Raw genomic sequence first — 13,012 nt, 5'->3', positions numbered from 1 at the left:
GGACAAATTAAACTAATAAATAAAAACAGTCAAAATTTTATTTTTCAAAGACTTCTAATTTAAAATAACCTCCTTTTCATAATCGTTGTAATTTACTCTTAAAAAGTTTTTTTCATTAAAAGAGCTAAGCAATAATAATTGTCCTCTTTTTGCGTTTAGAACGAATTGGCTATCAAATTTGTTTAATAAATTAGTTTCTTCATTTTCTGAATTGTAAAGAGGATTAAAAATTTGATTTATCATTTTAATATCATCACCTGGTAGGTGCAAAAAGAATTTATATTGCATATTTTTTAAAATGGCTTGCGTTTTATTAATTAAATCTTTTGATAAAGCAAAGTCATTGATATTTTGGGTTGAAAGAACAATTGATCCATTAAATTTTCTTATTGTTTTAGTGGTTTGAAAAATAAAATTAAGTGTTGTTAAATTGTTGGAATCAATGAATTTATGTAGCTCATCAATTGCTAAAATAAATTTTTTATTGTTAATAAAATTTTTGTTAATTTTATTTTGAATTAGGAAAATAATCAAGAAAAATGAAGCATTTACAAATTCTATTGAGTTATTTTCAACAAAGGTTTTTGTATCAATAATTGTAAAGTTATTTAAAAAATCAATTGTTGTGTGATTATTAAACATTTTTTGATAAAGTCCATCATTTGTAAAGTTAGTAATAAATCAGTTTTTGATTTTTATTTTAGATTCAAAGTATATATTTTCTTCTTGCTGGTTTTTAAATTGTAGATTTTTAATTTCTCAAATAAGATCATCAATTAGGGGAAATTGATTATTTGTAAGTTCTAACAAATTAATATCAGGATCATAAAATCCAAAATTTTGATACATATTTTTAATGGCCATTGTTAAAATTAGTTCTTTTTCTTCATCTAAACTACCATTTAAAATTTTGATTCATTGCAAGAACATTTGGATTTGAGAATTGATTAAAAATAAATTGTTATTTTCATGATTATCTACAAGTGATGCACTTATTTGTAAAGGATTTAAAGACATATTATTAGAAGACAAATCTATTAATGAAGTATTTAAAAAGGAAGAAAAACTTGTATATTCTCTTTGTGGATCTAAAATTAAAACAGAAGCATTTTGTTTGATATAACTATCTAAAATGAGCTTTTTAATTGAACTTGTTTTTCCTTGGCCCGATGTTCCAAAAAAGACACAATTAGAGTTAGTATGTTTTTCATCTCTTTTTCAAATATCTAAAATAATTGCTTTTTGATTGTTTTTACCTAAAATAAATGAATTTTTATCAATGTTTTTTTCAAAACTAAAAGGCCAACTATAGGAAATATTTCTTGATACAAATTGCACGTTTTCATTTAGTTTTTCATTAGCTCCGAATTGCAAACTTTGAAAAGCATCCATTTGTCTAAAAAGTAGTTGATTTGGTTTACATTTTTCTAGTTTGATTTCTTTGTATAATTTAGCATCTAATTCTTTTTTAAGTTGGCTTCAATTTTCGTTTTTTGTTAAGAAAAATAAAGAAGAATCAAAAAGTTTTTGACCTTCAGTGTTTACTAAATGCATAGTTTCATTTAGTGCTTCTATTTGTTGTAAATCCTTCTTTGTTCTATAAATTGAAGTGTTGTTAAAGGACATAGAAGTCTTGATATTATTATCGGCTTTGTTTAAAATTTTTTCATATTCATTTTCTTCAATTGGATTTAAATGTCAAATAACTCATGAAGAATCGCAATTGAAAAAAGAGTTAGCTCAAGCTATGTTTAAATTTAGTGAATATTCAGAAATAGTGCTTATTTTGTAAAATTCATCATCAATTTTAAATTTGTTAAAAAAGAATTGTGCTTTTTTAACTTTTAATAAAGAATCTAAATTTTCAAATTCTTTTTCACTAATTTCTTCTTTGGGTGTTTTGCTTATAAATGATTGTAAAAATTTTAATGTTTCAAGCTGATTTAGTGATTTGGTTGTAATAAACAATTTGTTTAATTCATCTACTATGATTTCTTCATTTTGAAGTAGTTTTTCTTCATTTTCTGCATAAATTACTATGAAATATTGATCATAACTTTCAAACACATTAATAGATGAAATTTCTTCTCAAGACTTATAAAGATAGTTGTAAAAAACATTATAATTTTCATTTTTTACATCTTTATGCTTAATTAAGTCTTCTATTTGATTGTTTAGTGATTCAATATTGGATTCATAATTAAAGTTTTTCTTTGTTTTGACAAAACTCACTTTAAAATCTAAAATATTTAAAATACTTACAAAACTATTCAAAAAAATTTGTTTTTGATTTTGATTTTGAATTCAAATATTTTTACCATCAAATTCAATAACTTTTAACAACAAATTCTTCTTTTTTAACTTGATAATTCCGTTTTTATCTATAGATTTGTAGATATTTATTTTTGATGAGTTAGCAGAAGAACTATTAAATTTATATTTTTTATTTTCTAAAAGATATTTTAAAAAATAAATTAAAAATTGTCAAATTCGCATATTTCAAGTAGGAACAAAAATTAACAAAATCGCAAGCAAAGCAAATAGAGCAATAATAACTCCAATTGAAATTAAATCTCTATAAGGAACAGAAGCTGGAACAATGAATCAACCAAGCGAGATTGAAATAACAAAAATTAAAAAACAAACTATAAGATCTGAAAAATAAAAATTTTTAAAAATATGAATTTTATTTTTCTTGATAGATTTAGGTTGTAGCATTTATTTCCTTGTACATTTTGAAAAATTTATGATCTTGAAAATCAAGTTTAGGAATTTTATAATCTTTATTTTCGATATTTCATTCAACATTAAATTGATTATTATATTTTGCAAACAAGTCTAAATTTAACTCTGGTAAAGTTTGTTGTGGTTTGTATTTATTTTTTTGTTCGTTGTTTACATTTTGTTGATTTTCAGCTATATTTTCGGTTTTATTTGTTATAAAATTTTTTGCATTTTTAAATACATCTTGTGTTTGTACAAAGTGTTCTTTTAGTTTGTAATTTTGATTAGTAAATTTATAAACTAATTTGTTCAATTGTGTAGCTCCTAATAAACCACCTATGATAAACAAGCTAGTGATTATATTTTTGTCAAAAATTCCGTAAAAATGTCTTAGATTTCATTTGTTGATTATTAAAACATAAAATTCAAAAAGTTTAATACCAAGAACAAAACACATAATTGTTAAAACATTTCTTATAAATAAATTTTTTCAAATCTTAAATTTACGTCCATTATCGTAGATCATTGTTGAAAAAATTATTGGGCTAACTGAAAACAAAACCAACATTTGAAATGTTTGCATCGATACCCGAACAATAGATGTAGCCATTATTTTAAAAGATCACATTCCAATAAGTGCTGGAAAGAACAAAATAACTGCTGATGAGCCAGGAAAAGCTAAAAACATTCCAAATGAAGGTGCGCTATATTCTTGATTTGCAAGAAAAAGTCAATCTGGTCTAAGAATTCTATAAGGAATCAAACTCATAAAAATATTATTTGCTAAATTACTTTTGACATCAAAACTTCGTAGAATAATTTCAAAGAAATTATTCAAAACTAAAAGTGCAGAAAAAATTATTATAGGTGTTAGTAAAAGAAGTACGAAATAAGAAATTATATGTTTCAACCTAGCTAAAAAACTGTAATTTTTATTTTGTATTCCTTTATGAATGCTTCATTTTACAAAGACAAATAATAAAATAAAAATAAACAAAAATAAACTAACAATTGCAAATAATTTAAAGTAAATTGAAGTGTTTAACTTATTAAAATCAAAATTTTCGATTTTTTCGATTCCAAAAAGCATAAAGTTAATAAATGAAAAATTAACAACTTCAAAAAGTTTAGAAACTAAACTTAATAGCGAAAATGGTATTTGAATAAAAATAGTTCATATAAAAACAAAAAGTGGGAAAAATAAAGTCTTTTCAAACATTAATTTGTTAAGTTTATTGCAGCTTTAGTTGAAATATCTACTGCATATTTTATACCTATTGAAAATAAAATAATAGTTATAATAAACACCACAAAAACTATCATTATATGAATTATGTACTGTTTTCTTTTTTGTCCATGTGAATAAGCAATTTTAATTCCTGTATAAATTAGTGCAAACATTAAAATTAGTGCAACGAGTCCACTAAATGAAGATAAAATAACATAACCAATTGAACTAGCTTTTGTCGCTACACTGTTTAAAATATCTGTTGAATTATCTTCAAATAAAACAATATTTAAAAAATTATTCAAAATTAACCTCCTTGTATACATCTTTTACTTCTGTGATTAAATTAGCGCCTTGTTTAATAAGTTCAACATTGCCATCATTTTCAAAATTAGTATCTCCTGGAAAACAAAATATTTCTTTACCTATCATTAAAAAATGATTAACTAAATTTTGGATTCCGCTTGTTTTTGAAGAAGAATAAACAATTAGATTTTTAGATAAAGCAGCAACTAGTCTGTTTCTGTTTTTTAATCTATTGTAAGAAACATATGTATTTGGATATTCAGAAAGAATCAAAATATTTTCATTATCTTGATCAATACGTGAAGAAATTCAAGGATTTTCTACACCATTAGCAGATACAAAAATCAATTTTCCTTGATTTTCAAGAAAATAATTGTTAATTTTTTCTTCTACTCCTTTGTAACCATTTGTGACAACAACGTGTCGTTTAATGACTTCTGATAAAGATTTGTCTAAATAAGATTGAATAATGTCATTATATTGTTCACCAACTAAACTAATTTTAGGTAGTTCACTTTGTAATAAATTGATGTTTCCTTTGTAAAAAATTACAAAAGGTGGAGTTTTTAAATGTTTAAAAACTTCTGGATAAACAGAATCCAGCACAGTAAAAGCTTTGATGTTTTTTCGCTTTAATTCATCCATTACAGCTTGTGCATCTGTATCGTCTACCCTTTCGTTTTCTTTTAGTGCTTTTAGTATTTTATAAAAGTCGCCTTTGTATTTTTTGGCAAAATAAATTAAGATAGATTTCATTTTTTTCCTTTCACTTATAATGTCTAAAAATTAGCAAAAAGTGATAAAAGAAAAAATTTTTATAAAAAATTGGCTTTTTTTCCTAAAATATATAAATATTCATTATGGGGAAAGAAAATAAATATATTAAATCCATACTTGTAAAAAAGAAAAAATACAAATTCTTTGATAAATTTATGTATTTTTTTGTTTACTTTATTTTATTAATTACTTTGGGTGTTTTTAAACGTACAGATTGAAAAACAAGAAGTTCACAATATAAAGAATTAATTTCTGGTTCTGTAACTAATTTATCAGCAAATTCGATTTTGATTGCAACTGGACAAGCTTTTTATATTTTGATTTCATTTATTCCAATAATTATTATGATAATGATGATTTTAACAAATATTACATTTACAGTTAATGGTTCAGAACCGTTCAATAATTTTGTTAAATCAGAAATTTTAAATAGATTTATTCCAGGAATCAAAACAGCTTTGCCTGATTTTTTAGTCACTTTCAAAGATACTAATTGATCCAATATTGGTATTTTGTTTTTAGCAATTTCAACATTGTGAATTAGTATAAATGGTTATTCAAAATTAATGGCTTCACAATCAACTATTTACAACCATAAAAACAAAGGAAGTTGAATTTATGGTAAATTAAAAGCACTTTTTATTGTAATAGCAATTGTTATTTTTGTTAGTTTTTCTTTAATAATAATAACTCCAATTATGATGTATTTAAAACAAGCATTAATTAATTCGGAATCTGTTTATGATGTGCTTTTTTATATAATTTCTTCATTTTACTTGATATTTTTCTTTACATCTGGTTGATTGTTAATGTTTAAATGACTACCAGTTTTCCAACTAAAATTTAAAGATATTGTCCCTGGTTGGATAATTGCTTCACTTTCTTCAGCTTTTTTTACAATTATTTTTGGATATCTAGTATCTAATAAATATATTAAATATGAAAAATATGGTTCTATGGCTTCGTTTTTATATTTATCTACATTTAGTCTTTATATTTCTTACTTTTTTTACTTTGCTTTAACTATTAATTATTCATATGCACAGGTTTTTTCAACTAAAACATTTAAAGCAAAAAGATTTAGTAAGTACAAAGTAGAATATACTTTATAAATTAATCTTTATTATTTAAAATAGATACAAAAAACAAAACAAACAAAAAAAAAAAAAAAAAAGTAGCTTGAGCTACTTTTTTATTGGAGGATTTATTTTTTTTCGCTATACACTGAAGCGTATTTTCTTTTTTTTCTAGTTTCATATTTTACAAAACCTTCAATTAAAGAATATAGGGAGTCGTCATTACCTCTTCCAACATTGAAACCAGGAAAAATTTTGGTTCCTCTTTGACGAAAGATAATTGCTCCTGCTGTAGCGAATTGTCCATCACTAAGTTTTTGTCCAAGACGTCTTCCTGCGGAATCGCGTCCGTTTTTTGTCGAACCACCTGCTTTGGTCTTTGCCATATCAGTTTACTATCCTTTCAATTCTGTTATTTTTACACGTGTATAAGGTTGACGGTGTCCTAATTTTCTTTTATGAGTTGATTTTGCATTGTGACGGTAAACAACAATTTTTTTGCTTTTACCTTGTTTTTCAATTACGCCTTCAACATATGCGTTTTTAACTAATGGACTTCCAATTTTATTGTTAATTAAAACAACCTCGGAGAAACGAACTGTATCTCCTTCTTTTCCTTGTAATTTTTCTACAAAGACAGTTTGGTCTTTTTTAACAATAAGTTGTTTTCCACCAGTTTTAATAATTGCGAACATGGTGTACTCCTTATTAAAATGGCTCATCTTTGAGGTGCTATGCTTGAATACCTTTTTAGAATGGTTACTTAATAAGTAACAGCAAAATTATATATCATTATTTAAAAAAATAAATTGATTTAGTGTTTTTAGCTAGTTTAACTTTGAAAATTTAAGTTATATTTGATATTAAAAAAATTTAGTTGAATCAAAATTATATTCAAAATCAAAATAATTAAAAAAATTTATCCTTCTATATATATATATATATATTGTAATAAAAAAAGTTTGAGAAGTAATTTTAAAATAAATGAAGAATTTTATACAATTTTAACCTTCATTTTCTTTACATTTAGAGATTTATATTGGTAAGTTAATAGAATAAATTTGAATTTTTACAGAAGAAACTATACTTTAAAATCGAATTTTAACTAATTACTAAATATTAGTTAAAAATCATATTTATATTAATTTTAAAATAAAGCTGTAAAAATTATGCATACAACAACAATTTAATAAAATTTTAAAATAGTAATTGATACTTAAATTATTTATTATTTTGTAAAAAAATGAAGAAAAATGAAGCAAAATAAACTTTTGTAGTTTTAAAAATTGTATTTAAATTAGTTTTTTGAATTTAATTTATAAAAAAATTATCCTTGTTAATTATTTTTACAATTTTTTTTGAAGATTTTGTGTATAAATCAACAAGAAATTAAAATTAGTTAAATGATTTTTGTGCTTTTTAAAAACCAAAATATTTAAAACTTTTAAAAGATAATTTTTTATTTTTTTTCTAGAATTTTTTTATTTTCACTTTTATTTATTTTTATTCTTTTATAATTACAAGATATAAAATTTGAAAAGAGAAAAATTATGAAAAATTTAGAATTTAAAGGAATTGGAGCTTCTTCAGGTGTAGTCAAAGCTAAAGTTTTTAAAATAGAAGAAGTAGATATTAAGATTGATCATTCCAAAATTGAAGATACAGAAAAAGAAATTGCTTTATATAAAAAAGCCTTGGAAAAATCTATTCAACAAATTGAAACAATTAAAGAAAAAGCAAAAAATAAATTAAAACAAGAAGAATTAGATATTTTAGATGCGCACATTTTAATAGCTAATGATCCAATGATTAATGAAGAAATTATTGAATTAATTAATCAAAAAGAAAATGCGGTTCACGCAACAGATTTAGTAGCTAAAAAGTATATTGAAATGTTTTTGAGTATGGATGATGAATATATGAGAGGTAGAGCTTTAGATATTAAAGACTTAACTACTCGTATTATTAAAAATTTATTAAATATTGATTTGTTAGATTTGAGTTTAATTTCTGAAGATATAATTATTGTAGCTAATGACTTAACTCCTTCAGATACAGCTCAATTAAATTCATATGTTAAAGGATTTTTAACTAACATAGGATCAAGAACTTCACATTCAGCTATTATGGCTCGAAGTTTGGAAATTCCTGCAATTTTAGCTCTAAAAGATATTACTCAAAAAGTTGAAAATGGTGATACTGTAGTAATTAACGGAGACACTGGAATTGGTGTAATTAATCCATCAGACAACACAATTCAAGAATATGAAAAGCAATATCAAGAATATATAAAACTAAAGCACGAATTAGAAACTTATAAAAATAAAGAATCAGTTTCAAAAGATGGTAAAAAAGTAGTTATTGCTGCTAATATAGGAAATGTTGAAGATTTAGAAGCAGTTTTACACACAAATGCAGATGAAATTGGTTTATTTAGAAGTGAATTTCTATACATGGATGCCAATAACTGACCAACTGAAGAAGAACAATTTCAAGTTTATAAAACAGTTTTAGAAAGAATGAATAACAAAAAAGTTGTTGTTAGAACATTGGATATAGGTGGCGATAAGACTCTAAAGTATTTTAATTTTGCAAAAGAATTAAATCCATTTTTAGGATATCGTGCAATTCGTCTTTCTTTGGATAGAATAGATGTTTTTGTAACTCAATTAAGAGCTTTAATTAGGGCCTCTGAATTTGGGAATTTAGCAATTATGTTTCCAATGATTGCTACAGTAGATGAATTTTTACAAGCAAAAGCAATTTTTGATAAAACATTTTTAGAAGTAAAACAAGAATTTGTTAATGTTAAAGATGATATTAAAGTAGGAATTATGATTGAAATTCCAGCTGCAGCAATGATTGCTGATCAATTAGCAAAATATGTTGATTTTTTTTCAATTGGAACAAATGATTTAATTCAATATTCTATGGCAGCAGATAGAATGAATGAAAAAGTAACACACCTTTATCAGCCTCTAAATCCTTCAATTTTAAAGCTAATTAAATTAACAATTGATGGAGCTCATAAACATAATAAATGAGTAGGAATGTGTGGAGAAATGGCTGGAGATATTTATGCAGTTCCTATCTTATTAGGTATGGGGCTTGATGAATTTTCTATGTCAGCAAGTAGTATTTTGAAAGTAAAAAAACTTATTTCTAATACAAGTTATGAAAAATATAAAGATCTTTGAGAACAAGTTAAATTAGCTGATAGACAATCAGAGGTTGAAAAAATTTTAAAAATTCATCCTAAAAGATAAATAAAAAAAGCAGTTGAAAAACTGCATTTTTATTTTTATTGTTAATTTAAATATAGAATAATAACGAATAAAAAATAGAGAAAAATTCAATATTAAAAACAAAAAAACAGTTTTTTGAATTTATTATTCCTCATTGACAAAAACCTTTTTTAATTATGTAAAGAAGCTCAAATAATTTTTATTTTATAATTATAAAAATATTTTTATATATTTATTATATAGTTAATTGACAAAGCTCTGCTATATAGCTACTTATTTTATAAGTGAAGACAGTTCAGTTTTAAAAAAACTTTTATAAAATTTATTTTTGTGCTATAATATTCATTGCATTAGACTAATAAGAGATATTTATGCAATTACCGGGGGGGTTTGCAGAGCGGCCAAATGCGGGTGGCTGTAACCCACTTTCTTCGGATTCGGGGGTTCGAATCCCTCACCCCCCACCATATTGCCCCATAGCCAAGCGGTAAGGCAACGGTTTTTGGTACCGTCATTCGTTAGTTCGAATCTAACTGGGGCAGCCATATGAAAATTCACTACAGTTAACTTTTATTAAAAGTCATTTTTTAAGAGTTGACTGATTTTTTTTTTAAAAACAAATATTTATCAAATTAGTTTGATTAAATTTGTTTTTAAAATGCATTCTAAAAAAATCCCCAAAGGCAACCATATCTTACATAATTGTGCATTGGATTGTTTTTTGTATATAAAATCTTAATAAAACTAGTTATATTAATGCCCACTCTTAAATTATTTTTATTAATGTTATCTGTTCATTGTATTTTGTATTATTGGTTTCAAATATTGTTTAACAACTATCAAAGATCTGATCAATCTAAGTAGTCATTTAGTTGCTTAAAATTCTTTTAAAAACTCATATTATTGGGTTTTAATTAAATTGTGTTTGAATGGTTGCTATCCATTTTAGGTAATTTATAATAAAACTTGTGACTTTTTTAATTTATATTTTTAAAAATAAACATTTAGTAAAATAGCAAACAATAGCTCTTTAAAATTTTCATCTGGTTCATAATATTATTGTTTTGTTATTTTGTAAACAACTCATTTTATATAACAATTTAAATTCTTGGTATCAAGAATTAGTCATTTTCTTAGTTTATCACTTTTATATCCCTTATATTTTTAATAGTAAATTTTCCATCTCTTGATTTTAAGTCTTCAAAGTTATAGAATTTAGAGAAAAAATTTCAATCATTTTTTATTCTCCTTTAATTAGAATCACTTTTAATTAATAAACAAATTTTCTTTCTTTTTTAATATACATCAGTTATTCTTTTTGAAAAGGCCTTTTCAAAAAAGAATAACATTAATAAAGATCATTATAATAGATGTTTAAATTATAGTTTTTGATGCTTTTCATTATGTTATATTAAAAATATGGTTTATTCGTATTGATAAAACCATCACTTTTATGTAAGTTCATTCCTTCTTTCTTACTTTATTAAATTAATTCATTAATATATATTGCTAAACAAATAAAACAAATCTCAATTGAGACAAAAATTAGTTTAAACTTTTACCCATTTATATAAGCTTATAATAATTATTCATATAATAATTTATATTTAATTAAAAAATTTATAAAGCAAAACTCATATTAATTTTTGAGTTTTGCTTTTTTTTATATAATTTAAATACTCTTTTTTCAAGAGAAAGGAAAACAAAAATGAAAAAATTAGAAAAAATTACACCTTGAAATGAAGATTTTTCTAGGTGATATGTAGATGTTATTAAACAAGCTGAATTTATGGAATATGGTCCAATTAAAGGAACAATTTATTTCAAGCCTAATTCTTTTGCTCTTTGAGAAAAAATTCAAGAAAATTTAAATAAATATTTTAAACGCGAAAATGTTAAAAACGTTTATTTTCCTTTGTTAATTCCCCAAAGTTTTATTACAAAAGAGAAAAGTCATGTGGAAGGTTTTGCTCCTGAACTTCTTACAATCACTCACGCTGGTGAAAAAAAATTATCAGAAGAGCTTTATGTTCGGCCAACTTCTGAAGTTCTTTTTGCAGATTGTTTTAAAAAGGAATTAGCTAATAACAATCAATTACCACTTATTTATAATCAGTGAACTTCAGTGCTTAGATGAGAAAAAAATACAAATCCTTTTTTAAGAACAACAGAATTTTTATGACAAGAAGGCCACACCGTTCATTCTAATGCTGAAGAAGCAAAAAGATTAGCAAAAAAAATGATAGGAATCTATAAAGATTTCATAGAAAATTACTTGGCTATTCCTGTTATTATTGGTAATAAAACAGAAAGAGAACGTTTTGCAGGAGCAGAACAAACTTATACTGTAGAAGCAATGATGAAAGATGGAAAAGCTTTACAAAGTGGAACTTCTCATTATTTAGCTCAAAATTTTTCTAAAAGTTTTGACATTGTTTTTAAAAATGATAAAAATGAATTCGAAAATCCATATCAAACATCTTGAGGTGTATCAACAAGATTAATTGGTGGATTGATAATGACTCACGGTGATGATAGAGGTGTGATTTTACCTCCAAAAATTGCTCCTATCCAAGTTGATATCTTAGAACTTTTTGCAATTAAAAATCCCATTGTTTCAATTGTTGCTAAACAAATTTTTGAGAAATTAAAAATAAAATTTACATTAAGAATTGATTCAACAGATAATCAACCTGGATATAAAGCTTCAAGATCAGAAGTTTTAGGAACTCCACTAAGAATTGAAGTAGGACCAAGAGATTTAGAAAAAAATCAAGTAGCAATTGTAAGAAGAGATACTTTAGAAAAACACCAAGTAGAAGTTGAAAAAGTATTTGAAAAAGTAGAGTTTTTACTAGAAGAAATTCAAAACAATCTTTATAATCAAGCCAAATCAAGATTAGTTAATAATATTGTTACTGCTTTTGATTATGAAGAATTTAAAACAAAAATAGCACAAAATAAATTCGTTATTATTCCTTTTGAAGGAGACGAAGAACTAGAAAAACAAATTCAAGCAGAAACAGGCGCAACAACTCGATGCATACCTTTGGATAAAGAATTTATTAATGTTCTACAATCAGTTAAAAGTGAATGTATGTTCACCAAAAAAACAACAAATAGATTTGTAATTTTTGCAAAAGCTTACTAATATTTCACTTTTAAATTATAATTTAATTATTAAAAAGAAAGGTTATTTTTAATATGTCAACAAAAATTAAAGATGTTACAAAATCTCAAATTTTTCCAGCAATTAATTCAGATAAATTAGCTCTTGTAGTATTTCATCAAAAAAATTGCGGTGCTTGCATTATGCTTGAACCAGTTTTAGAAAAATTAGTTGAAAAAATGGATGTTGTAGTTTACAAAGTAGATATCCACGCTGACATGAGCTATACAAGAGAAGTGGGTATTCAAGGAACTCCAACAATATTAGTTTACAAACACGGAGTTTTATCTAATACATTAGTTGGATACAGAAGCTTAGATCAACTTCAAAAAGCTTTATAAAAGAAGTATTTTAATAAAAAAAACACTTGAAATTGAGGTGATACCCTTTTCTTGAAAAAATTTTTGAGTGTTTTAATTAATTATAATTTGAAATGAATGTTTCCCTAAATTTAATGGGAGACATTCATTTTATTTTATCTTTAATT

Annotated in this window: 10 protein-coding genes and 2 tRNA genes; 6 read left to right on the top strand and 6 right to left on the bottom strand. The window is 24.1% G+C overall.

What is annotated here, in order from left to right:
- Positions 1-54: 54 nt before the first annotated feature.
- From F801_RS0102570 to F801_RS0102555, 4 genes are read right to left on the bottom strand one after another with little or no spacing between them, the layout of a single operon-like run.
- Positions 55-2,718, bottom strand: coding sequence for an Mbov_0397 family ICE element conjugal transfer ATPase (locus F801_RS0102570; RefSeq protein ID WP_014335639.1), 2,664 nt, complete (start codon positions 2,716-2,718; stop codon positions 55-57).
- Positions 2,705-3,943 (bottom strand): Mbov_0396 family ICE element transmembrane protein, encoded by a 1,239-nt coding sequence (locus F801_RS0102565; RefSeq protein WP_014335638.1) that lies wholly within the window; start codon positions 3,941-3,943, stop codon positions 2,705-2,707. Before F801_RS0102565 ends, F801_RS0102570 begins: the two co-directional genes overlap by 14 nt.
- A complete protein-coding gene (locus F801_RS0102560; protein WP_014335637.1) occupies positions 3,943-4,257 on the bottom strand; it encodes an Mbov_0395 family pilin-like conjugal transfer protein in 315 nt (104 codons plus the stop codon). Before F801_RS0102560 ends, F801_RS0102565 begins: the two co-directional genes overlap by 1 nt.
- Positions 4,250-5,014, bottom strand: a complete 765-nt coding sequence (locus F801_RS0102555) for a DNA-processing protein DprA (RefSeq protein ID WP_013302300.1) — start codon at positions 5,012-5,014, stop codon at positions 4,250-4,252. The genes F801_RS0102560 and F801_RS0102555 overlap by 8 nt, the downstream gene beginning before the upstream one ends.
- 104 nt (positions 5,015-5,118) lie before the next feature.
- On the opposite strand from F801_RS0102555, the gene F801_RS0102550 reads away from it, so the two are divergent.
- On the top strand, positions 5,119-6,147 hold the full coding sequence (locus F801_RS0102550) for a YhjD/YihY/BrkB family envelope integrity protein (protein WP_014582754.1): 1,029 nt from the start codon (positions 5,119-5,121) through the stop codon (positions 6,145-6,147).
- 92 nt (positions 6,148-6,239) lie between these two features.
- Here the strand turns inward: F801_RS0102550 and rpmA are convergent, their stop codons facing one another.
- Together rpmA and rplU are read right to left on the bottom strand one after the other, a co-directional pair.
- Complete coding sequence (rpmA, locus tag F801_RS0102545; protein ID WP_013302299.1) at positions 6,240-6,497, bottom strand: 50S ribosomal protein L27; 258 nt, start codon at positions 6,495-6,497, stop codon at positions 6,240-6,242.
- Between the two features lie 9 nt (positions 6,498-6,506).
- Positions 6,507-6,806: a 50S ribosomal protein L21 gene (rplU, locus tag F801_RS0102540; protein ID WP_013302298.1), complete on the bottom strand. Its 300-nt coding sequence runs from the start codon at positions 6,804-6,806 to the stop codon at positions 6,507-6,509.
- 855 nt (positions 6,807-7,661) lie between these two features.
- Here rplU and ptsP point away from each other — a divergent pair.
- The 5 genes from ptsP (at position 7,662) to F801_RS0102515 (ending at position 12,866) form a co-directional block, all read left to right on the top strand.
- The gene (gene ptsP / locus F801_RS0102535; protein ID WP_013302297.1) at positions 7,662-9,377 is read left to right on the top strand and encodes a phosphoenolpyruvate--protein phosphotransferase; all 1,716 of its coding nucleotides are present in this window, start codon (positions 7,662-7,664) and stop codon (positions 9,375-9,377) included.
- Between the two features lie 362 nt (positions 9,378-9,739).
- Positions 9,740-9,823: transfer RNA gene (locus F801_RS0102530), tRNA-Tyr, on the top strand.
- Positions 9,824-9,826: 3 nt separating this feature from the next.
- A tRNA-Gln gene (locus F801_RS0102525) sits at positions 9,827-9,901 on the top strand.
- 1,163 nt (positions 9,902-11,064) lie between these two features.
- Positions 11,065-12,507, top strand: a complete 1,443-nt coding sequence (proS, locus tag F801_RS0102520) for a proline--tRNA ligase (RefSeq protein ID WP_014335636.1) — start codon at positions 11,065-11,067, stop codon at positions 12,505-12,507.
- Between the two features lie 53 nt (positions 12,508-12,560).
- Positions 12,561-12,866: a thioredoxin family protein gene (locus F801_RS0102515; RefSeq protein ID WP_013302292.1), complete on the top strand. Its 306-nt coding sequence runs from the start codon at positions 12,561-12,563 to the stop codon at positions 12,864-12,866.
- Positions 12,867-13,012 lie beyond the last annotated feature (146 nt).

The organism is Mesomycoplasma hyorhinis ATCC 17981, assembly GCF_000383515.1.
Classification (GTDB): Bacteria; Bacillota_I; Bacilli_A; order Mycoplasmatales; family Metamycoplasmataceae; genus Mesomycoplasma; species Mesomycoplasma hyorhinis.
Note: the sequence above shows the minus strand (reverse complement) of the source record. Positions and strands in the feature narration are given on the sequence as shown.